21 protein-coding genes are annotated in these 21,168 nt (G+C 48.4%); 4 read left to right on the forward strand and 17 right to left on the reverse strand.

Going from position 1 to position 21,168, the window contains the following annotated elements; translation table 11 throughout:
• Positions 1-10: 10 nt before the first annotated feature.
• From traM to AC23ME_RS04985, 10 genes are all read right to left on the reverse strand, one after another.
• A complete protein-coding gene (traM, locus tag AC23ME_RS04940) occupies positions 11-1,075 on the reverse strand; it encodes a conjugative transposon protein TraM (protein ID WP_487726630.1) in 1,065 nt (354 codons plus the stop codon).
• A 184-nt stretch (positions 1,076-1,259) separates the two neighbouring features.
• Positions 1,260-1,871 carry a conjugative transposon protein TraK gene (traK, locus tag AC23ME_RS04945; protein WP_487726631.1) on the reverse strand — a complete coding sequence of 204 codons (612 nt, stop codon included), beginning with the start codon at positions 1,869-1,871 and terminating at the stop codon, positions 1,260-1,262.
• Positions 1,872-1,886: 15 nt separating this feature from the next.
• Positions 1,887-3,077 carry a conjugative transposon protein TraJ gene (traJ, locus tag AC23ME_RS04950; protein WP_487726632.1) on the reverse strand — a complete coding sequence of 397 codons (1,191 nt, stop codon included), beginning with the start codon at positions 3,075-3,077 and terminating at the stop codon, positions 1,887-1,889.
• Between the two features lies 1 nt (position 3,078).
• Positions 3,079-3,711, reverse strand: a complete 633-nt coding sequence (locus AC23ME_RS04955; protein ID WP_487726633.1) for a TerB family tellurite resistance protein — start codon at positions 3,709-3,711, stop codon at positions 3,079-3,081.
• The gene (locus AC23ME_RS04960) at positions 3,695-4,378 is read right to left on the reverse strand and encodes a hypothetical protein (RefSeq protein ID WP_487726634.1); all 684 of its coding nucleotides are present in this window, start codon (positions 4,376-4,378) and stop codon (positions 3,695-3,697) included. Before AC23ME_RS04960 ends, AC23ME_RS04955 begins: the two co-directional genes overlap by 17 nt.
• Positions 4,365-5,108 (reverse strand): conjugal transfer protein TraI, encoded by a 744-nt coding sequence (locus AC23ME_RS04965; protein WP_487726635.1) that lies wholly within the window; start codon positions 5,106-5,108, stop codon positions 4,365-4,367. Before AC23ME_RS04965 ends, AC23ME_RS04960 begins: the two co-directional genes overlap by 14 nt.
• Complete coding sequence (locus AC23ME_RS04970) at positions 5,105-7,564, reverse strand: TraG family conjugative transposon ATPase (RefSeq protein WP_487726636.1); 2,460 nt, start codon at positions 7,562-7,564, stop codon at positions 5,105-5,107. Before AC23ME_RS04970 ends, AC23ME_RS04965 begins: the two co-directional genes overlap by 4 nt.
• The gene (locus tag AC23ME_RS04975) at positions 7,557-7,886 is read right to left on the reverse strand and encodes a DUF4133 domain-containing protein (RefSeq protein ID WP_487726637.1); all 330 of its coding nucleotides are present in this window, start codon (positions 7,884-7,886) and stop codon (positions 7,557-7,559) included. Before AC23ME_RS04975 ends, AC23ME_RS04970 begins: the two co-directional genes overlap by 8 nt.
• Positions 7,886-8,197 (reverse strand): DUF4134 domain-containing protein, encoded by a 312-nt coding sequence (locus AC23ME_RS04980; RefSeq protein ID WP_487726638.1) that lies wholly within the window; start codon positions 8,195-8,197, stop codon positions 7,886-7,888. Before AC23ME_RS04980 ends, AC23ME_RS04975 begins: the two co-directional genes overlap by 1 nt.
• Positions 8,198-8,223: 26 nt before the next feature.
• Entirely contained in the window at positions 8,224-8,715 is a 492-nt protein-coding gene (locus tag AC23ME_RS04985) for a hypothetical protein (protein WP_487726639.1), read from the reverse strand.
• Between the two features lie 362 nt (positions 8,716-9,077).
• On the opposite strand from AC23ME_RS04985, the gene AC23ME_RS04990 reads away from it, so the two are divergent.
• Together AC23ME_RS04990 and AC23ME_RS04995 are read left to right on the forward strand one after the other, a co-directional pair.
• Positions 9,078-10,214, forward strand: a complete 1,137-nt coding sequence (locus AC23ME_RS04990) for a serine hydrolase domain-containing protein (RefSeq protein WP_487726640.1) — start codon at positions 9,078-9,080, stop codon at positions 10,212-10,214.
• A gap of 26 nt (positions 10,215-10,240) precedes the next feature.
• Positions 10,241-10,804 carry an NADPH-dependent FMN reductase gene (locus tag AC23ME_RS04995; RefSeq protein ID WP_487726641.1) on the forward strand — a complete coding sequence of 188 codons (564 nt, stop codon included), beginning with the start codon at positions 10,241-10,243 and terminating at the stop codon, positions 10,802-10,804.
• On the opposite strand, the gene AC23ME_RS05000 is transcribed toward AC23ME_RS04995, so the two are convergent.
• Positions 10,793-11,650, reverse strand: a complete 858-nt coding sequence (locus AC23ME_RS05000) for an RteC domain-containing protein (protein WP_487726642.1) — start codon at positions 11,648-11,650, stop codon at positions 10,793-10,795. The two genes, AC23ME_RS04995 and AC23ME_RS05000, sit on opposite strands and share 12 nt — an antisense overlap.
• A 351-nt stretch (positions 11,651-12,001) precedes the next feature.
• Between AC23ME_RS05000 and AC23ME_RS05005 the strand changes: the two genes are divergently transcribed.
• Positions 12,002-13,228, forward strand: coding sequence for a hypothetical protein (locus AC23ME_RS05005; RefSeq protein ID WP_487726643.1), 1,227 nt, complete (start codon positions 12,002-12,004; stop codon positions 13,226-13,228).
• Between the two features lie 130 nt (positions 13,229-13,358).
• Here the strand turns inward: AC23ME_RS05005 and AC23ME_RS05010 are convergent, their stop codons facing one another.
• The 3 genes from AC23ME_RS05010 to AC23ME_RS05020 form a co-directional block, all read right to left on the reverse strand.
• Positions 13,359-13,952: a pentapeptide repeat-containing protein gene (locus AC23ME_RS05010; RefSeq protein ID WP_487726644.1), complete on the reverse strand. Its 594-nt coding sequence runs from the start codon at positions 13,950-13,952 to the stop codon at positions 13,359-13,361.
• A gap of 267 nt (positions 13,953-14,219) precedes the next feature.
• Positions 14,220-15,125, reverse strand: a complete 906-nt coding sequence (locus AC23ME_RS05015) for a leucine-rich repeat domain-containing protein (RefSeq protein ID WP_434363143.1) — start codon at positions 15,123-15,125, stop codon at positions 14,220-14,222.
• Positions 15,126-15,627: 502 nt separating this feature from the next.
• A complete protein-coding gene (locus tag AC23ME_RS05020) occupies positions 15,628-15,903 on the reverse strand; it encodes an OmpA family protein (RefSeq protein ID WP_487726645.1) in 276 nt (91 codons plus the stop codon).
• Between AC23ME_RS05020 and AC23ME_RS05025 the strand changes: the two genes are divergently transcribed.
• Entirely contained in the window at positions 15,903-18,191 is a 2,289-nt protein-coding gene (locus AC23ME_RS05025) for a hypothetical protein (RefSeq protein ID WP_487726646.1), read from the forward strand. The genes AC23ME_RS05020 and AC23ME_RS05025 overlap by 1 nt on opposite strands.
• Positions 18,192-18,450: 259 nt before the next feature.
• On the opposite strand, the gene AC23ME_RS05030 is transcribed toward AC23ME_RS05025, so the two are convergent.
• The 3 genes from AC23ME_RS05030 to AC23ME_RS05040 form a co-directional block, all read right to left on the reverse strand.
• Complete coding sequence (locus AC23ME_RS05030; protein ID WP_487726647.1) at positions 18,451-18,663, reverse strand: hypothetical protein; 213 nt, start codon at positions 18,661-18,663, stop codon at positions 18,451-18,453.
• A 64-nt stretch (positions 18,664-18,727) separates the two neighbouring features.
• Positions 18,728-19,516, reverse strand: a complete 789-nt coding sequence (locus tag AC23ME_RS05035; RefSeq protein ID WP_487726648.1) for an HNH endonuclease domain-containing protein — start codon at positions 19,514-19,516, stop codon at positions 18,728-18,730.
• A 28-nt stretch (positions 19,517-19,544) separates the two neighbouring features.
• On the reverse strand, positions 19,545-21,167 hold the full coding sequence (locus tag AC23ME_RS05040) for a hypothetical protein (RefSeq protein WP_487726649.1): 1,623 nt from the start codon (positions 21,165-21,167) through the stop codon (positions 19,545-19,547).
• Position 21,168 lies beyond the last annotated feature (1 nt).

A 21,168-nucleotide genomic window follows, 5' to 3' on the forward strand; every position in this document is an offset into this window, starting at 1 on the left:
ACTTGTCTTTTTATTTTGTTGTTGAAATTCTATTCTGGTTGTTGCGCAATAGGATAGGTGTGCCCGCTTTGAGCCTGACCCGTACCCTAGAAAGTTTCCGGCTGAACAGTCCCTTTGCGGCATCGATACCCGCTCCGGCGACTTGGGTGGCCAAGGTCTGGTCCATGGCCAGCAGTCCGGCATTGCGTATGGCATTGTCCGCCCCGCTACTGGCCGCATCGGAAAGCATGGCCTCCGGCGCATCGATGCCCATCATCCCATCCAAACTGTAGACCGAAAGATCTACGGGAACGATAGAAGTACCCAATCGGACTTGCCGGATGTCCAGCAGCAGTCGCTGGTTGGTGATCCTACAGGCCCCGTAGACCGGATGACCTGCCGGCACCAGCATCCCGCCAAATATGGCACTGTCGCGGAGGATCAATTTTACCGTCGCCCCCTGGACGACTTTTTGTCCCAGCGCGATAACTGCAGGTATGGCCCTAAACTGGCTGTCAGGTGCCGAGTTTCCTCTTTCCCTTAGGCGCTGCTCGACGCGGTCGGGATGTTGGATGTCCAGGATGCCCTGCATCAGCCCATCCAATTGTTTGAGCTCCGGATCTTCGGCCGCTGGTTGGCGCATCCCCTTCATCAACAGCTCTAGGCGATCGATATCCGACTTCATCGAAGAAGATACCGTTTTGGCACTCTTTTCCCAAGTGTTCGCTGCCGGGTTGGAAAGGCTGGAAGCTGGTACATCGATCTCGCGCTGGAGCTGGTCCAGCTTCTGCTGGATCAGTTGCGCCTTATCGTCCTGATCGCCAAAGCCAAGCTGGCCGGCCATCTCCCTAAGACTGGACAGGCTGTCCTTTTTGGCTCGGGCGCCGGCCCTGTCATAAAGTCCCATTTTGTCGCTGGCCACCTCATCCTTGAAGGAAGCATCGGGCAAGCTGGTGTCCAACTTCTGCACGGGCATTCCCTCTCCCTTGGCACCTCCGCCGCCCAGGGCATAAAAAGCCAGAGCCAAGAAGGGCCAGAGGATCAGGGGAATAAAAAGCAGTGCCCTGCTTTTTTCCATTCGGTGTTTTGTTTTCATATTGTTATGGATTAATTAATAAATAGACCGATCACTAGGTAGCAGCAGTAGCAGGCCCAGAGCAGGCAGATCCCCCATACGTAAAGGCATTTTTTTACAGGGGCTTCTGCCGCCCAATGGTTAAGCTTTTCGGTTAGTCCAATTTTCCAGCACGACAATAGCTGCCGTATTTCCTTTCGCTTGCTCATGGCTGCAGCTGTTCGGTGTTCAACAAGGTTTCCCAGCCAAGGATCAGAAAACCATGGGGATTATGGTCAGAGCGCGCAACATTCCTGACCCTGCCCTGGGTAACCAACTTGCGCGTCGTGGAAGTGCTGCTACGGATCAGGCGTTGGGTGGCATAGCATCTGAAGGCAAAGGGATACTGGTCCACATCCAACACCGTGCTATCGACACTGATCTCTTGGGAAATATTGGCCGAGATCAGGTTGTTGTAAAAACCCTGCTCGCGAAGATTGTCATAGGCCTTCTTGGCGCTCTCATCTGCCAGATACAGGGCCTTGCCTACATGTGACTGAATAACCTTTTCATCCGGATCCAAGGTAAAGAACCAATGGTGGAAGGTCTGGATATGGTCCCGCAGCTCCACTTGTAGGTTATCCTTGCGCTGGGAGCTAAAGGCTTCGATAGCCTTGCCATTGGCCAGGATATAGACTTTCTGCTGCATGTCCCTGACCATGCTGAAACTCTGGTAGATGGCAAAGCAGCAGACCAGCGTACAGGCGATGACCAATAGCAGGCTGAAACGTTTGATATGTTGGAATGCCGTATCGATGTTCCTGAAATGTGTAAACATGATTGGAGATTTAGGTTAGGATTTGCCCGAGATCCGCTTTTGCTGATGCCCCGAGCCTTCTTGGAAATAATCGTTCTGTGCGGCAGGAGCGTGGCCCTGCACCATGGTCCGATAGGCATCGCCCATTTTATCGGCGACCATTCCGCCACCTCCGGTCGCCATCGCCTTTCCGCTAGTTCCCGCACCGATTACGATCGCATTGAACTTGTGCAGGATCGAGTTGCCACCTCCGGCATGTACCACATAGTTGGCCACATTCGGTACGCAGAAATAACCAATGATGCCGATGATCAGAAAGATCAGGTAGGCGGTATCGGTACCGCTGAAGAAGGTATCCCCTTGGGCTTCGATCTGCGAGATATCCAGACTGATCATGTTCTGCTGGATCTTGCCCAGGATACTGCCGAAGATATTGGCGATGGGCAACCAGAGATAGATATTGATATAGCGCGCCAGCCAGACGGTCAAGGTCTGCTGGAAACCATCGAAGACCGCAAAGCCCAGCACCAAGGGACCCAGGATCGCAAGTACGATCAGAAAGAAGGTGCGGAGCGTATTGATGCACAGCGACGCTGCGGCATAGACCACCTCCAGGACCTCCTTCATCCATTGTTTGATCGAGTGCCTGAAATTGTAGGCCTGCTTGTCCATAAAGAACTGCAGGTCATGGCCCAACCTGTCCAGCATGCCCTCATCGCCCGCCTGGGGAAAAGTGTACTTATACCATTTGCTACGGTCGCCACTGCCACTATCGCCCACATACATCTGCCATTTCCTGCTTTTTTTCATGGCCGCCTCCTTCGCCCTCAGCAGGCGGTCGATGGCCACATTGGAACCCTTGACCATCGCACCCGTCGCCGAAACGGTAGGCTGCAGTACCCCATTGATCATGCCGATCACCAAGGGGAACAGGATGATGGCCAGGCCTATTGCAAAGGGCCGCATTAGTGGATAGAAGTCGATCGGTTCGGCCGCTGCCATATGGCGCCAGACCCTGGCGGCAATATACCACAGCGCCCCAAATCCCGCCAGCCCACGGGCGACATCGATCAGTCCACTGCACAGCGGCAACATTTCGGCATATACCCTGTCCAGCACCGGCTGCATGCCCGCCAGTTCCTGGGCCATGCCTTGTGCCCAGCCTAGCTTGGGCAACAAGCATACAAGGACAGCGATAAACGCTTTTCCTATTTTTAAATTTTTCATATCAATCTAGGTTAAATAAGCGGCGACCACGGAGCAGCTCAGACCGTTCCATGGCCCGCTGTCCGTGCAGCAGTTCCGCTTCGGTGTTAAATTCATTCAGGAACAGCAACTTCTCCCGAACCGAGGCGTAGATCCTATCGATCGCCCTGAGCCGCTGCTCATCGTTCATCCTCAGCTTGGAAGAAGTAATCACCAGGGCCAGTTCCTCCAAGTTCTCCAGACTGGCCGATAGTAGCCTCCCGTAGACCCCGGAAAGGTATTGGAGTTCGGTAGCCGAGAAATTGCCAGATCGAAAGTCGGACAGGGCCGACCGGTAGGTATTGACCAGCTGCCGCTGCCCCTGGATGATCCCAGTGATCTTGGAATATCTTTTCACCTCGGGACTAACCAGCAGCAGCCCGTCCAGGAACAGCTCGTGCAGGCTGAAGTTTCCCTTGGAAATATCCTTTACCTTATTGTAGCCTGTACTTACGATCTGATAGCCCTTCTTCATGTCCGAAAGGATGTTTTTCAGTTGGCTGAGCTTTTCCACGTTGAGCAGGAGCTGTTGTGCCTCATGTGACTGTCCCCAGGCCCTTGTAGCACACCAAACTGTCAACCAGCATAAGATCAGTGCTCTAATCACGTAGCCCATAGTTCCTCCTTTCCCATTCCAGGTCCCTACTTTCTGCCTTTCGCTGGCCCACCAGCACCTGCAACTGCCCGAGGAAATCCGCTACGAACTCCCGCTTTTCGACCGTTGACCTATAGATCGCCGCTAAGCGCTCCATACGTGCCGCTTCGGAGAGTTCCAGTTTTCCCGCACCCAAAGCATCCGCTAACCCGTCAAGTTCCTCGGAACATTCCCTAAGCACATTGTCCCTGACCTGCGCAAGAAATGCCCTATCCGATACGTTCAGGTGTTCCAGGCCCTGAATGCGGGCGAGTGAAACGCTAATTTCGGCCTGCATGGCCAGCACTTCGCCCAGACGTCCATAACGTTTCACCAGCGGACGGACTTTTTTGAGCGAACCCAGAAAAATGCGGTGCAGGTCCAATTCCCCTGCGGCCAGCTCCCTGATCGTCTGCAATCCGCCACTTGCCAGCTCGTAACCTTTTTTCAGGTAGCCCCCATAGACCTCCAGTGCCAGCACCTGTTCGGCCAGATAGCGCCGCTGTGTCTTCTTCTGGCGGAACCATTCCCCCCAGGTCTGGGCATGGAGCGGTAGGCTAAGGGCACAGAGCACTAGGCAGAAGACCATCCGGCGAAGCCTAGCTCCACCAGTATTTCCAATTTGGCAAACGCCGTTAATCCAGTCCATAGAGCTCCCTAAGTTTGGCGGCCTCCTCCAGCGAAGCGGCACGCGCGATGGACAATAGACTGTTTTCCCTGTTGTAGGCCTTCAGATCAGTATAGAGCTGGTCCAGCTGATCAGATAGTCCCGCGATCATTTCCAACCTGTCCCCATCGGCCAGCTGTAGTTTCAGCGAACCGACCACCGAGAGCAGCTGGTCCACCTGCTTGACGCTGGCTTCCAGCATTCCGCTATAGACCCTGCCCATCTGCTCGATCTCCTCCAGGCTGAAGTGGCTGTCCTTTTGGAACAGTTGCCAGGCCCATTGGTATTCCTCGATGATGGCCACCTGTTTGGCCGTCAGTTCCCTGACCCTTTTGAAATAGGTGATGGCCGACTTCACCTCCCACAGTTCCTGGTAGTATTTTTCGTACTGCTCGCGCTGGCGCTCGGTCCATTCTGCGATCTCACCGAGCTTGAGCTTGGACAGCTGGTTTTCCAGCACCTTCTGCGCATTCTGTAGCCAGATGGTCTGGTTCTGCAGGCGTTGGACTTTCAGGTCCACTGCCTTGATCACTTTCTTGACCCCGGCCTTGATGACCTCCACAATGGCCAGTTGTGCACTTGCCCCTTGGGGCAGTCCCACAAACAGCGTCATGGCGCTCATCGGCAGGATCACCATATACTTTTTCATGGTTCCTCCAATCTTTTCTCTGACCGCCCGTAGCCGGTCGATTATCAATTTTCTCATTTTCATCGTTTATCAATTTCACGTGCGAGCATCTCGATGCCCTTTTGCATGCTGCCGAACCTTTGGGCATATTCCTGCACCCTGATCTTTTCCCTTTCCTCGGTGGTGTAGGCCAGATATTCGCTGGTCGATACCTCGGTCCGGTAGACCTTGCTGTACTGGCCGCCCAGGGAAATGAACACCTCCTTATAGCGCAGTTTGGGATCATTGGCCCGGTTCATCGATAGGACCAATGCCTTTTCCTTATCGGTCAGTCCCAATAGCTCCTGTACGGCATCGAACTTGTTCTGGTACTTGCGCTGGTCCAATAGGATCTTGCAGTCCGAATTATTGAGGATCGCCTGCTTGACGATGGGCGAGGAGATGATATCCTCGACCTCCTGGGTGACGATGATCGTCTCGCCGAAGAACTTGCGTACCGTCTTGACCAAATACTGCATGGATTCGGCCATACCCTCCTTGGCGATGGCCTTCCAGGCTTCCTCCAACAGGATGACCTTACGGACGCCCTTAAGCTTACGCATCTTGGAAATGAATACCTCCATAATGATCAGCGTAATGGCAGGAAACAGGATCGGATGGTCCTTGACCGCATCCAGCTCAAAGACGATCATGCGCTGGTGCAGCAGGTCCAAGTTCTCACTGGCGTTCAACAGGTAATCGAACTCCCCACCGCGGTAATAGGGTCCAAGTACATACAGGAAATTGGACAGATCGAACTCCTTTTCCCTTACCCCAGCTTCCGACAGTATCCCTTCGTATTCGGCCAGCAGGTACTCATAAAAAGTATTGAAACAGGGGAACAGGTCCTGGTGCAGGGCAAGGTGTTCATAATAACCCGAGAGTGCCCCGGAAAGGGCCACATATTCCGAACGTCGGAAGGGTTCATCGCCCTTTTTCCATAAGGCCAGCAGCAGGTTCTTGATGCTCTCTTTCTTTTCAGTGTCCAGCACATCGCCAGCGGTCAGATAGAAAGGGTTGAAGCGGATCGGTTCCTGTTCGCTATACGAGAAATAATACCCCCCCACTAACTCGCATAACCCCTTATAGCTATGGCCCACATCGACCAGGAGCAGGTGCGCCCCCTGCTCGTAATAGCTGCGCACCAAATGGTTGGTGAAAAAGCTCTTGCCAGAGCCCGAAGGCCCCAGGATGAACTTGTTGCGGTTGGTGATCTGGCCCAGCAGCATGGGCAGGTCCGATAGGTCCACATGCAAAGGTCTGCCCGTCAGCCTATCGCCCAGGCGCATCCCGAAAGGGGAGGGCGAGGAGCGGTTACTGCTTTCCATGTTGAAAAAACAGCAGGCCTGTTCCAAAAAGGTATCAAAGGTCTCGTTCATCGGAAAGGAGGCCGCATTGCCAGGAATTCCCGCATACCAGAGCTGTGGGGCACCATCGGTCTCCTGTTTGGCCACCGCATCCATTCCCGCCATGGCTGAAGAGACCAGGTTGCGCAGTTCATGGCTACGGCTGCCATGCTGGGAAAACACCATCACATTGAAATGGGCCTTCACCGGTAGACGCTGGTTCACCACCGCCTCGTTCAAAAAATCATTCACCGCCTCCCTGCCCGCACTGTTCTCCCTGGAATAGGCTGATAGTGACTGCATGCGGAGCTTCTTGGCCTCCAGTTTTTTCAGCGTATCGCGCTCATCACCGATAAAGACATACTGGTTCAGCACATGGTTGCAACAGAGCAGTCCGCCCAAGGCCGATCCAAATCCCACCGAAAACTTGCTCCGTTCGGAGCTATAGGGTTCATAGTTGATCCTGCTCCCGCAATATCCCGGCAGCTGTTCGCCATCGGCAAGCGTATAGAGCTCCACGTCTTGGTCCCCCACGTGAATTCCCCCTTTTAGGCCCAAGTCCCTGATCAGCGGCTGGCTGTCTTTGGACAGAAGGAAGCAGTAACGCTCGATGATCCCTGCGGTGTTGGCCGTACCTGCCAGGTCTTCATTGGACAGCCTGGAAAGCTGTACAAAACCACTATCGCCCAGCACATGGGCAAAAGCGCCCACACTATCCAAAAACTCGGAGGCCATCGCCATATCCACCACTTGCTGGGGTACGATCGAGCTGCGCAGCAAGTTGCTCGTGGCCGAAGTGGAAAGTTTCCTGCCAGCCGGCTTTTTGGTCAGGAAAACGAGACACTCATGGTCCAAAAAAGGCCTTTCATTGAAGAATCGCTCACTGGCCCTGGAAAGGAAACTGTCCCCACAGCGATCGAAGTCTGCCCTGTAGCCATCCTCGAAATACAGGTCCATCTTATGGAAGACCGAATGCCTCGGTAGGAGCCTGAGGGCACGTACCCAGGCCTGATGATAGGCTTCATAATCCAGGTCCGACAGTGTAAAGATCTCCGGAAGCTGTAATCGGAAAGCTAGCGTAATGTCCCCCTGCATGGACACCATACAGTCCTTCTCCACTTTCAGCAGTGGAAAGATATCCCTGGCATCAACCATGGCCGCCCCCTTTCAGTCCGACGAACAACCGGCGTGAGCCAAACCGTATACCTTTGGGCAGTCTGCGCCTGGCCAGGTACTTGGACAGGCCATGCTCCCCAAACCTTTTGCTCAGCCGGAAGACCAGCGAAAATAGTACCGTACCCAGCATTAGCACCAACAACAGGATCAGCCAAAGCTCCACACGCAGCACATACAGTACACCGAACAGCAGCAGCAGTCCTGCCAGTCCCAACAGCAGATACAGGATATATACCCCAACGAGTCCCTTAAAGGTGATGGGCCTGGCCACTCCCTTATTGATCGGATAGACGGCGGCCATCAGATCCCAAAAAAAGATTTCAGCACCGTGGCCACTACCACCAGAAAGATACAGCTGCCAAACCAGGCCGAGGCCACCTTGGTCGTGTCGTTCTCCCCGGCATTCCATTTGTTGAACACCTTGATGGCCCCGATGATGCCCACCACCGCACCGATGGCATACATCAGGTCGGTACCCGCCTCAAAATAGCCCTTGACCTTATTGGTCGCCTCACGAATGCCATTGTTGCCATCCTGGGCCCAGGCCGAAAGGACGGAAATACAGCCCAGTCCAGTGAGGACCAGACTAAAGATGATCTTTGAACTTCTCATAAAAACCTCCTAAAAAAAATGAATGACTAGGACCAAAAACTTTCCAGTTCAGCCTCGCTGAGCGCAAAAGGCGCCTGATCGGCGATAAAGTCCCGCACCTGTTCCAGATTGGGATGGTCCGCCAGCTCCGGGTATCTGTCCACCACCAGCTGCATCATCCCCAATAGATCTGCCTTGCAGCCATCATTGGCGTCCAGCGCAGCAAAGGTTTCCTTGAGCTCGGCCAGCACGTCGGCCACCAGTCCCAACTGTTGCACCTTGCCATCGGAACCTGCAAAGCCAAAGTCCTGCGAGCCCAGCAGTTCCACGCCCTCGGGCAGCTTCGGCGCCCCCATGATCCAGGGGGCGTCCGGTCCGTCGGGCGCAAGGGCAGGGACCTTGCGCGCCGCAGGGGGAATGCCCCTCGGGGAACGGTCATCCCTTTTACGGAAATAAAGAAAATACAGTCCGGCATACCAGACCAGTGCCAGTGCGGCGGAAGACAGCAGGAAGTCCTGCCAGGAAACAGATTGTAACATAACACCTGGTTTAGCCCGAGCGACATTGCACGGGAAGACAGGGCAAAATTTCAAAGAAGCCGTTGTCCCGCCTCGCCAGTACGTCGTAGCCACGAAAGATTTTTTTCACCCGCATACCTTCAGCAGCCCAGCTATCCGTCGCCCAAACCAGACCGTCGGTCGACGTTCTCACCTTTCCCAAAGGATAACCTCTAGCTTTGCCGCTAGGGTCAATGATAGGCTGTTGTTCGCTGTAGTGGGGTTTCGCGACCGACACCCCATGCGCATAGCGACGCATATCCCTGATGATCGGATTAGGCACCGGAAAACCTGTCCTAAACCTTTCGGGCCGAAGACCGTCTATGCTAAAAACCAACACATCGATGAAAAAGCAACTGATTTTAATGGCGCTGCTGCTTGGCACGGCAGCCTATGCACAGAAGACAAAAAACAACATCGATCCGAAGATCGATGCCTATGTCAAAAAAGAAATGAAAGCAACTGGCATCCCAGGTATGGCCGTAGCGGTGATCAGAGATGGAAAGATCCTGCACAGCCAAAGCTATGGAACGGCCAATATCGAACACGACATCCCGGTATCAGCCGGCACCAGTTTCCAGATCGCCTCGGTCACCAAGCTGTTCACCTCTACACTGATCGCCAAATGGCTACAGGAGAAAAAGATCAGCCTGGACGATCAGCTTTCCAAGTATATCGCCGATAGTCCCGAAAGCTGGAAGGCCATCACCCTGAGACAGCTATTGGCCCATGAAAGCGGTATACCCTGGGCACCGGCCACTGCTGGAAGCAATGGTGCTAGGCCTGCCCGGCCCTTTATCATCGACAGCCTCGAGTCACTGGTGGAAAAATTAAAGACCATGCCCCTGAAGTTTGCCCCGGGCAGCAGCCAGCTCTACATCAACGGCGACTATTTCCTGATCCAGTACCTGATCGAACAGCTGGCCGGTATGCCCTTCGAGCAGGTACTGAAAAAAGAGGTGTTCGAGCCCTTGGGCATGGAGCGGAGCGGCTTCGACGGCGAACTGCGTGATCTACGCATGATGACCATGTACCCCCTTAAAGGTAAATCGCAGAACTTCACCAGCGGAACCAACGGCCCGCTGATCTTCAAGGGCTACTTTGCCCAGACTACCTATGATGCCGGCGGCATGCACCTCTCTTTGGGAGATGCCATCAAGTGGGTACAGGCATTGGATGGACAGCAATTCCTGCAGCCCACTACTTTGGAACTGTTCCAGCAACAGCGCAATAGCGGGGACAGCTTTACCCAGCTGGGCTGGGTCACCCAAAATGCCAACGGTGACCAGGTCATCGGACATAGCGGCGGACCGGGACTGGCCGACATCCTGCGCGTACCCAGCCAAAAGCTCACTGTCATCGTGCTCAACAATTTCCTGGACGTGAACCCCTATCTGGCCGGACAGATCCTGCAGCACTATCTGCCCCAATACCAGCCCCATCTACCAGAAAAGAAGATCCAAAGGGATTTTATCCGGTAGAGGTTTAGGATCGCAAAGCCGCAACTTTGTCTAAAAAAGAGAAGCACCCAATCCTGGTCCTCAATGGCAGTGCCAGCGAAGAATCCTCCAATCAGCGACTGATCGATTACCTTGCGGTGATCGGTGGGGGACAAATGAGCTTTCAGACCTTTAGGGGCCTGAAGGCACTGCCGCATTTCGATCCGGCGCTGTCTCTTGCCGATACCCCTAGCGCCGTGCTCGCGCTGCGGCAAGAAATCGCCTCAGCACACGGCCTACTGATCTGCACCCCTGAATATATCTTCAGTCTGCCTAGCGGTCTGAAAAATGCCATCGAATGGTGCATTGCCACCAATATTTTTGTCGGCAAGCCCACCGCCCTGATCACCGCATCGGCCAGCGGAACTGCTGCGCACGATCAACTACAACTGATCATGGAAACGGCCATGGCCAACTTCACCCGCGAAACCACCCTGTTGATACCCGGCATCGCAAGCAAGTTTGATCTCCATGGCAGACTCCGGTGTTACACTACCGAACAGGCCCTAAAACGGCTACTGGCTTACTTTGGGCAATTGGTCGATCAATCCGCCCATTGCTCAGCGCCGTGATGGATCAGGTTTGTAGGCATTCTCCTCATCGATCTTCTGTAACATGGCCTCCCGCATCCGGTCCAGAAAGCGGGTGGGAGAGGCCACCTTGCGGCTACGGATATCCTTATAGTCGCTATAGATCCGTTTCAGGTCGATCTGGAACAATCTGCCCATCCATTTGACCAGCGTGGAAAGTTCGGTCTTGCCATGGTTGATCTGCCCGGTAAAATAGATCCCATAGATGAGCTCGGCCAGGTTCACCTTGTCGCCCGTCCACCTCAGTTCCGTACCTTCGGCCAGTGCCTCCTCATTGGTGGGCTCCAATCCCTCCAGGCATTCCACCAGCCAGGCCTTCAAACGCTCCTTGGCCACAAACCAGGAAAAGAGGTAATCACAATTGGTCGAAAAATCCGGATGCAGTTCGGGCATCTCCGGGATCAGGCGGCTGCTTTCGGCCCCCCGCGTAAAGTAGAGCACATCAAAATCGCTGGCATCCAAACGGAAATACTCGTACTGCAGCCGGTACTGCAAGAAGAAACGTTCCACATAGGCAATCTCCCGCAGGTAATATTTCTTCTTGGCCTCCCTGCCGCCTGCCGGCAGGCCACGTTCGACGGTATAGCGTTCGGTATAATAGATCAACAGCCCATAGAACCTGGGCTTCTGGTACTTGAAGAAATGGATCTCCTCGGCCACACTCCCAAAGGGCTGGCGCATCAGCTGCATGCGCAGCAGTTCCAGTTTCCCCCGGATCGCCTCCAGGCACAGGGCCAACTTCTCGGCCGCACTCCCATCTTCCGATTCGATGCGCTGCAGGCGCTCCATCAGCTCCCCGTAACGCTTTTCAGCATACTGTTTTTGCATAACAATCAATTTAGGTGAGATCCCGAACCGCCCGTTGACTGGCCAGAACTTTCACAGGTCGGGATAAAGGTAGCCTTCAGCCATACGCAGGAATTTTGGTAGGACAAAGTAGCTCAATCCCGATCAATAGTGCTATAGCGTAAAGCCACCCATTGGACAAAATAGGGGCATAACACTAGCTGGGATGACAGAAAACCAGTTATTTGGCCCATTTTCAAACAAAGCATCCGTCGATAAAACATCGTCATCCATCGACAATAAGCTGGTCTCTATCGCAACAGTTTGGCTTCGGTGTATCAGTAGACCAATTTTGCCCAACGGCAGGTAGACTGTCGTACAAATCAAAAAAATATGAGATTGAATCCATCACTTAAACTGATCGCTGCTGTGGTGATATGCTGCACGATCGCTTCCTGTAAGAAGAAGCCGGGCGAGGAACCCGTTCCGGCCCCAGAAGACAAACCGGTCACCGCTCCCCATGGCAAGCCCATTGGCGACATCCTCACCAAGTCTATCGGTAGTTCGGGCGGCACCATCGAACTGCCCAATAGCGCCATCAAGGTCATCGTGCCAGCAGGTGCGGTAGATACCGAAACCACTTTTAGCCTGCAAAGGGTGGAGAACACGCTGAGCACCAATAGTGCAAATGCCTCGTATCGCCTGCTTCCGGAAAACATCAACTTCAAAAAGGACATAGAGATTTTCCTGCCCTACACTGAAGCCAATCTTGCTGGTACCAGTGAAGATGCTCTGAGCTTGGCCTATCAGGACAGGGAGGGGGTCTGGCATCCGGCCAAGGATGTAACGATCAACAAGGGCAATAAGCTGCTGTCGGTCAAGACCCGTCACTTTAGTGATTGGAGCATCTATGCCAGGTTTACGGTAAAGACCTCACATGGCAGGCTCTACGTAGGTGAAAAAGCTGAACTGCAGGTTAGGGTCTATGACATGAAAAGTGATGATGACGAATTGTACCTGCTCGCCGATGGTGAACTGGTGCCCAATGCGAACGTGGAGGGCTGGAAAATACTTTACGGCTCGGGCAGCCTATCGGGAGGACCGGCCGCCAAACAGACCCTGACCGCCCCGAACGTAGTTACCCAGCCGAGCGAAACCTTGGTACAGGTAGATGTAAAGAATGATCAGGGCGTCAAGCTCTATGTCGGCGCGGTCAGTGTGTGGATCGTCCCGAGGAACTACATCCTTTGGAACGTGGCAGGCCATACGGAATACTCCACTGCTCCAAATTTCGGGAGGGACACCTTCGGGGGGTTCTGGGTGAATGCTCTTGGTCAAAGCGGTAATGTCCATTTTGTGGTGAATGAATTTAAGATCGGTAGCAGTGAATTTGGACTGGCCACCAGTCTATCCATACTTTCACAAGGTTCAAAATGGATCCATTACACCAGCTGTCAAGGTAATTATGCCTATCTTCCCGGTACAATCGAGGTCAATTCGATCACCGGATACCTCACTGGCGAGTTCAGCGGCACACTCAGTAAAAAGGGATTAAACGGTCCAGTTTGCAACGCAGAGACTAAATATGCCAAAGGCTCCTTCAGCATCAAGTTACCTTAATTACATAACTAACAACAACAAAGCTCAAATCAAGGCTTTGTTGTTGTCATAGACAGCGAACCAATTACAAGTATCCGTTGATCAAGGACTCTCTGGCTAAGCCCCAACTACCTGTCAACCGATCCAACTTCTATCTGCCTATACAATCAATAAACTGTACGTTGGAGACGTTGGCTGGCCAGATAGCGCCGGTGAGGTCACATTTGATGAACTTGACGTTGCTCCTGAACTCCACGCCACTGAAATTTGCATTTTTCAGGTTAAACCTCATCCCCTGGGCGGTACTGCCGAAAGTCGTATCCTCAAAGATCGAACTGGTAAAATTAACCCTGCTGAAATCGTTAAGGCCATTGATCTTACAGTTTTCCTTGAACCAGGCCTCGATCGTAGAACCCGTGAATATCGCATTGACGATCTCGGTTTCCGAAAACTGCGGTTTCATGCCCCCATATGCCTCGATCCTGATCTGGCTGTAATCCCCGCCAACGATCTTCATCTTGCTGAAATAGCCGCCTGTAATCCTGCTCGGACTAACCTGGGTGTTATTGAACGAAACCCCCTGCCATAGATTGTTGTAGAAATTACAGGCCGTAAACCGAGTATTGAAATGCAAGGTCCCATAGAACTTGGCATCATCGAAACGACAGGACTCAAAGCTCGTGTTATTGTGGACAATGTTCTTGAAATAGCCATCAGCGGTATGGCTGAACTGGACGTTCTTCAAATTGACCGTATTGAAGCTCACCAGCCCATTGCCCTCCGAGGTGAACAGGCAGTTACGCCAATTTAGGATTTGTTCAAACTTTACACCTTAACTTGGCAAATATTATTAAAAATACTTAAGGAGAAATTGAAACAATTGAAATAAAACTTGGCGTTATCTCATAATCAAAATATCGTTCAGAGATATTTAAAAATTTGATTTTTCAACAAAAGACTTGCAGTTATGCACTAATTTAAGGCTTTAAACTTCAATCATAATAATTATGGCTTAGACTTCCCCTTCCATAACTAAAACCCCTTTTTCCTTTAGTTTACTTATCTGCGCCTCAGGAACAGGATTTCCTATTAAGTTGACAAATTTCAAATTGTCTAAGTTCAATATTGGTGAAATATCGTTAATCTGATTGCCTGACAAATCAATTACTGTCAATTCAATTAGATTGCTTAGTGAGTCAATATAACCGATTTGATTGTTAGCTATATACAATTCCTCCAAATTCACTAAATTCCATAAATCTGAAATATCAGACACCATATTCTCTGATAAATCAAGAATCTTAACATGTAGACAATATTCGATACCGTCTAATGAGTCCATCCCTCTATTTACCATTTCAAACTCTTCAAAATCTTCAAGATAATAAGGAGGAAATTCAACTGCTACATGACCATATTCTCGTATCTTGATCAAATTATAAAAAGATTTTTCAAATTCGTTCGAATCAAATTCAGAAGAGTAAAACTCTTCTGAATCATTGTCAAGCATTAATTCAAAATCACTATTATTATCGTCATTTTCGACATCCCAAACATATTCTGGATGATAATCAATATCTTCCCCAATAGCTATTTCAGTTACACTTTCAATATCAGAAATAAGGAAAATGTGTGAGTATGTAAGAAGTTGAGTGTAGTCATTTATTTCAAAAAGATCTTGAATACTTTTTCTATATACTTCACCCTTATCTGGGTGGTACAACATAATTAACTTAGAAAAACACTTTGCATCTTTTTCTTCAGTTATAGGGACATACTTTGAAATTCGATTTGAAACTTCCCTGATCTTGCCGTAGTTTTTATTTTTGTAGAGTGATATTAAGTTCGCGGTTATACGATTTAAGTTCTCTTCTGAAAACGCATTGATTAAATCATTGTATAATTCTTGAATATTCATACAGAATTTAGATTTGTTTTATTCACAATAATAAATTTCCACTAAAAAAGCCCAACTTCATCTTACTCAATAAGACATTTATTTTGTGGCAAAAATATATAATTTATATAATTTTTTTTGGGGTTGTTGTTGTGTTCTTCGACTTTAATCGTCAGACATACTGATACAATCGATATATAACAACAATCATAGCACTACCTGTATATTTCGAAGAACCAGTTTTCAGCGAAATCTCTACTCTTATATATCAATTAATAAATTATACAAACTTATCGAGGAACATCATTGCGTACAAATAACAAAGCTTCATGACTAGGTTACATCGACGAAAGACTAATAATTAACGACTGATAACTTGCAGAAAATGATCATAAACTATTAAACCGTTATGTCAGGCCACCAAAGTGGATTATATATTAACTTCTCCAGCCTCTAATATTAAAGAAATCTTTCAATGCCCTCAATTTTCCAAGTCATGTTGTTTTGATATAAAACAACAAAACTATATTTTTATAAATTCCACTCGCCTGTTCTCAGATTTTCCTGTAGGTGTAGTATTACTAGCAACTGGTTCTGCTGCACCCTTGCCATCAGTGAAAAGTAAACTTGTATCTACATCAAATTCCTTGCTGAGAACAGTTTTAACTGAGATGGCTCGTTTCTTTGATAATTCAAGATTTGAATCAGCATTGCCATCTGTATCTGTGTGCCCTACTATCTTGATTTTCACTCCTGAGGATTCCTTAATCACAGATGCGATTTCTTTAATTAACCCCATTGATAGGTACTGAAGAATTTTACCTCCCCGTGATCATGCAACATGAGCACTTCCAGCCCACAGAACCTAGGGATGGGGTGAGAACAAAAATGTCCGAAGATATCAGTGACGAAAATCTCGATCCGAAAGCAAAAAAGAATAGAGATGCTTTCCGGGAATTTGTCACCCTTTTTCCCGACTACATATCTGAATTGATTGATGGTAAGGTAGACAATCTACATTTTTTAGCAGAAAGCGGTCTGCCTCCCAACGTTGATGTTTATTACGGGAGAGAATGGTTTCAAAAGGAAATCCAAGAGCCGATAAGAAATGCTCTGATTGCGCAAAAGATTGTAAGGAATATCGAGGGTGACAATATACTTATAGGTGATGCGGTTTTTTTCTTGGAAGGCACTCCATTAATGCGAGAGTTTTTTGGTCTGGTAAGTACGTTCATTCCGAAAAGATGTCCTGATGAGAACAGCTATACGGAGTGGGTCAGGATAATCAATCAAGAGGCGGAGGCCTGGCCGTCCGAAATATTGTATTCAGTAGATGATCTCATCAGGGAAATATCGGTTGAAGGTGTGCTCGAAAGCAGGTTTCCAGTAGAAGATGACAGAATCGCCTGGCTTCAGAGCTTAATTAAGTATCTCGAGGCCATCGGCAAGGAAAGGTTAGGCATTGAAAATGCGCTATATCCCAACCAATCTCTCGGTAGGAGGGATCAGAACAGTATTTTTCACGAAGGTGAATTAGATCCGAGGTTCAAGTCCATTTCGAAGAAGTTCGGAAGAGATCTTGATAATGAACTTTTACCTATTGGATTCGCAGCTAATTTCGTTCCAGAGTTCAATGTCAAACAATTCCTCATAGATTTGAACAAACAGATCGGTGATCTAGATGTCGACAGGGCAACAGAGGGACAGGTCGCTGCTGTTATCGATATCTGTTGCACTTTCAAGCCCTCACGTGCAGAAAAAAGGGAGATCTGGTACAAGATCATAAACCAACTTCTACCTGAGCTTACCACACCAAGGGTGGAAATCAGCATGGACGAAGAATATTCATGGGATCCAGCAGAAAAATGGGCACTGAAGTATGTGTGCGGATTGGTCGCCAACTCGGCCACTGTTGGTGTGTTTTTTGAAAATTATTTTCAGGGCAACGAAAAGGCGGGATTTGCGTGGTTAAATGACCTTATTACTTTCGTATTCCGGAATGAAGATAATAAGGACATTGGACTGAAATATCAGATCATTCCTACCCGTGATGGCATATTTAGGATCTACACTGAAAATCTTTACAAGGAAAAAGACAATATTGCCTTCGCTCAGGAAATAAAAGATGTCTATACAGAGTTTTGTGGGAAAGGTAATCCCGACAGCTTTCTGATACACCAAGAGATCATCAACACAAATCTTAGAGAGGAGACTATGGAACTTCTGACAGATTCTATTGATAGTCTATTTAGGGAACAGGCCTCGGAGGAAAAGGTAAAAGAAGACGGTCCATACAAGACCTTGTTTCTGCGACTTAAGAAATGGGTAGACGAAAACGGGCGTGGCGACGAATTGTTCCCACTTTTCAGCGAAAAACAGCCGGTACTCTACATCAAGGCTTTTGGCGGTAAAACCTTTGGACGCCTACTCAATTTGAAAAAGTCTGCCGATGATCTAGAGATACTTGACAAGGTAGCTTTGTCTGCCGCTCAGGTTAAAGCTTTAGATGATGCGGTAAAAATGATTGGTAGTGCGCAATCCCTGCTAGACAAAGCGGATGAACTTGCGGTGGAAGCCGAAGCGATACGCTGGCGAAAGGAGGTTGGGAACGCCGCCGAAGCTGCATTCCTGGAGGCATTGGCAGAGTCATGTCCAAGCTTCCCGGAACCTGACAACCCAGATAATGGAAAAGATTTTGTGATAAAAGTAGCAGGGAAAGAGTATGCCATTGAGATCAAAAGTGCAGTAGCATCCAAAGAAACGGTGAAGATGTCCATCAAACAAGGGCAAACAGCAGTAGACGAAAGAAACTCGTATGCACTATGTGTCATCAGTAGGCCCGCCGGCCAACTCACTACAAAAGAGGATTTCATCAACAACGCCAAATTTGTAGTTACCATCGGGACGGATCTTGAAGATAAAATGAAAAATTGGGAAGAAAATCTTTTAAGAATGAACCAGTTGGGCGATCTAAGTGTAAAACTGGAAAGCCAGTCCAGTTCGGTGTATATCAACAAGCCAATCTGGGATACTGGAATGAACTTCAGACAATTCATAGAGATGTTGAAGGTATATTTTGCCCCATGAGATGAATAAGTGAACTAGTAGCAGGGATTAAATACTATTAACTAGTTTGTTATCAAGTGGCAGTTTCAAACTCAATGTTGCTCATTAGCAAGTTGTGCTATAATATAAATTATATCCTATGGTCACAACTTGCTAATGAGTTTTACTAGGCAGAAACCTCGATCTATGTAAAATTTTTCACGTCAAACTGTACATCTCTTTTAAAAAGATAGGAAATTTTAGTGATGTAAAGAGTGAAAAATAGGTTCAACCTAGTTGGTTATGTATTAGCATTGCTGATCGTGAGATATTCAAAGCCATTATTGGCAGCTATCGTCGTTAACGGTTTGATATTTTCCGCAAACTTTTCCCTCAGCCGATCCTTGCTCAACTGTCTGACTTCCGATAAGTCAGGTAAAATGGAGAGATAATCTTCCAAAAACTTATTCTTAGGATCGGAATTTCCGATCACTTCAAGTGCGACCTTCTGCAACTGGAAATAAGGTTCAAAGTATCTTTCTAAAGGAGGTAGCTTATCGCTTTTGCTACTATTGAATCTACAGATTCCACATCAGGTCATGGGACACAAAAGCGTAAGGAATAAAGTGCTCCACCGCATATGCCCCTTTGGTTAAAGGTGATTGCGTATAGATACAGGATAATTCATCACTATTATCCAATACTACATCCCAAAACTCCCGACGGTGGCGCAACAGGCTCCCACGCTGGGCAGGCTTGATCAACTTGTTGGGAATATCCGGAACGTTAGGATTGTGCCGTTGCAGGTAGAGGCTCAAATGCCAGTAACAAAATGATTTCAGAATACCGCTATGCTGTTGCAGATAGTCTATCCATTTCGGATTGATCACCACCTCAGATTCATCAACAGCATAAAGACAGTCATTTGCAAACGACTGAGAATACCCGTAGATTTCCTTCCTGATCCCTTTCAACCCTGGAAACCAGGGACTCAAAAAACGATAGGGTACCTCACCATCAAAATACCTTAAAATCCGATAAGTACTTCTGTCTCTGCTGGACGCCAATTTCGAAACGATCAGCTCACGCTTCTCATCTACGCTGATCCCCTCTATAAGCGCCAACTGCTCAATCGCCCGCTGCAGCTTATCCTGCTTGCCAAAACTGATATGGAAATAATTCACCGTATACCAAGCGCCAGCCACCATCCTTGCAAACAGCCGCTGCTTATCGATCCTACTGTTCCCCAATTCCACCTCCTCCAACAGCGCCAGAAACCAATAGAACTTATAGGTCGCAGAAGTACTGTTAAAAGCAGCAGTCAATAGATTTACGGAAAGTGGTTCGCCGGAAGGTAAGTTTGTCATAATGTCTTGGGTTGGGCGTAACACTGCACTATGCTTCATCAATGACTTGATGAATCTTATTTCTGACTATCGTCGGCGTTTCTCTTTTATTGAGAACATCAATGAAAAGCTCATCAAATAGTTCATTAAATTTGTCGGTGTTCAACTCCGATTTTTCAAACAATTGTTCAAACGTGAAGTATCGTATATTAATAGTCACACCATCCGATTCAAATGATTCTATCAAATTTGCTTCGAACCCGTAAGCAACAAATACAACTTCTATTGACCACTGATCAATATCAGCAATGTTTTCAAGCTCCTCTGTACGTAGCCGAAAAACTCTTTTGAATGTTCGAATATGGCCCTGTAGATAAATATCGGATAGTATACCGCCATGTCCCTCGTAAGCAACTATCTTAAAATTGGTACTATCTTGAAAATCGCTATCACCAAGCTTCCTTTTCGAAAGGTTATTACTATTTACAGAATCTGACAGGCCTCTTGGTCTCCAGCCATTCTCTCTCAGATGTAATGCCGAAGAAAGCACGTCCACGAAACGTTGTTCCAAAATACCAAAAGTAAAAGTTGGACCACTCATTATAGTCCGCAATATTGCAATCCGTTGTTCTTCATTTATTGTTTTACTGATCGGTACAATTATTCTGCTTTCCAATCTAATATACCTCACTAACCACCGCCTGATCCAAGAAGCAAGTTCTTGTGCTGCCGCGAAACCCATTCCATCTATTCCCCTGAGCAATTCTACTAAAACCTTAGCTTGTTCATATTCTTTCGGTTTTCTGCTATTCGCCCAATTCATATCAAGCAGATCAACTGCCTTCGCATTGTTTAGAAAAGGATTACTGGTCGGTAAAAGGTCATCATATTTAGCGAATAAAGCCATCGCAACGGTACCACGTGGGCTAAATTCATAAGGGGCTGAGAGAACATGGTCATACATTCCAGAAATCAAACATTGGTAATGTAGCATCTGTAAGTATGGTAAATGACTGTTTTGCTCATCACATAACTTTCTGAGCAGATTTGTTGCAGAGCCGGTAAACTGTAACTTGGATGCTACCTCTCCAATTTTGACTAGTACATCATCTGAACTGGCGTCTGCAAAATATTCTTCTTCCAAAGCCTCATCTTCCAAGTAGATTCGAGATGCATCAGCAAGTTTTAATGCTGGCAAAAGATCGAGTTCTTTCAATATTTGCTGAATCTCTTTCCAAGTGATGGAATCCAACCTAGAATCTATCGAGCGGATTACCTTTGCAATTTTCGCAGCAGACATATGCTCTTCTTTTGCAAGATTGTGGATTAATTTCAGGTGACTGAGGACAATAGTTGCCAAGGCAAAATCGTAGAACGGATTTTTTACAAGTGCTTGGTGTATGCCAAAATACCGATCTGCGAAAAGCTGCCCATTTTTCTCATCTGAATTGATCAGTATCAGTTTGATGGAATTACTCATCAAACTGTCTATTTTACCATCTTGTGACCATATTTCATATTGTAGCTTCAAATATTCGATGGCGGAATTTTGGTCTATACCATTCTCCTCCAATATTTGCATTACTTGTTCGAAATTATTTTCCTCCCCCTGATCTGATATGGGAAGAAGCATGTAGCGTATCGTCTCTCTAAATTCCAGCTTTATATCCATA

This window comes from Pedobacter sp. T50_32 (genome assembly GCF_057652195.1).

Coding starts and splice junctions, on each gene's coding strand:
- AC23ME_RS04955 (WP_487726633.1), bottom strand. CDS start 3,711: ATGGGCTACGTGATTAGAGCACTGATCTTATGCTGGTTGACAGTTTGG.
- AC23ME_RS05020 (WP_487726645.1), bottom strand. CDS start 15,903: ATGGGGTTAATTAAAGAAATCGCATCTGTGATTAAGGAATCCTCAGGA.
- AC23ME_RS04985 (WP_487726639.1), bottom strand. CDS start 8,715: ATGTTACAATCTGTTTCCTGGCAGGACTTCCTGCTGTCTTCCGCCGCA.
- AC23ME_RS05005 (WP_487726643.1), top strand. CDS start 12,002: ATGAGATTGAATCCATCACTTAAACTGATCGCTGCTGTGGTGATATGC.
- AC23ME_RS05015 (WP_434363143.1), bottom strand. CDS start 15,125: ATGAATATTCAAGAATTATACAATGATTTAATCAATGCGTTTTCAGAA.
- traJ (WP_487726632.1), bottom strand. CDS start 3,077: ATGAAAAATTTAAAAATAGGAAAAGCGTTTATCGCTGTCCTTGTATGC.
- traK (WP_487726631.1), bottom strand. CDS start 1,871: ATGTTTACACATTTCAGGAACATCGATACGGCATTCCAACATATCAAA.
- AC23ME_RS04975 (WP_487726637.1), bottom strand. CDS start 7,886: ATGGCCGCCGTCTATCCGATCAATAAGGGAGTGGCCAGGCCCATCACC.
- AC23ME_RS04990 (WP_487726640.1), top strand. CDS start 9,078: ATGAAAAAGCAACTGATTTTAATGGCGCTGCTGCTTGGCACGGCAGCC.
- AC23ME_RS04970 (WP_487726636.1), bottom strand. CDS start 7,564: ATGGTTGATGCCAGGGATATCTTTCCACTGCTGAAAGTGGAGAAGGAC.
- AC23ME_RS04965 (WP_487726635.1), bottom strand. CDS start 5,108: ATGAAAATGAGAAAATTGATAATCGACCGGCTACGGGCGGTCAGAGAA.
- AC23ME_RS05040 (WP_487726649.1), bottom strand. CDS start 21,167: ATGGATATAAAGCTGGAATTTAGAGAGACGATACGCTACATGCTTCTT.
- traM (WP_487726630.1), bottom strand. CDS start 1,075: ATGAAAACAAAACACCGAATGGAAAAAAGCAGGGCACTGCTTTTTATT.
- AC23ME_RS05035 (WP_487726648.1), bottom strand. CDS start 19,516: ATGACAAACTTACCTTCCGGCGAACCACTTTCCGTAAATCTATTGACT.
- AC23ME_RS04960 (WP_487726634.1), bottom strand. CDS start 4,378: ATGGACTGGATTAACGGCGTTTGCCAAATTGGAAATACTGGTGGAGCT.
- AC23ME_RS05000 (WP_487726642.1), bottom strand. CDS start 11,650: ATGCAAAAACAGTATGCTGAAAAGCGTTACGGGGAGCTGATGGAGCGC.
- AC23ME_RS04980 (WP_487726638.1), bottom strand. CDS start 8,197: ATGAGAAGTTCAAAGATCATCTTTAGTCTGGTCCTCACTGGACTGGGC.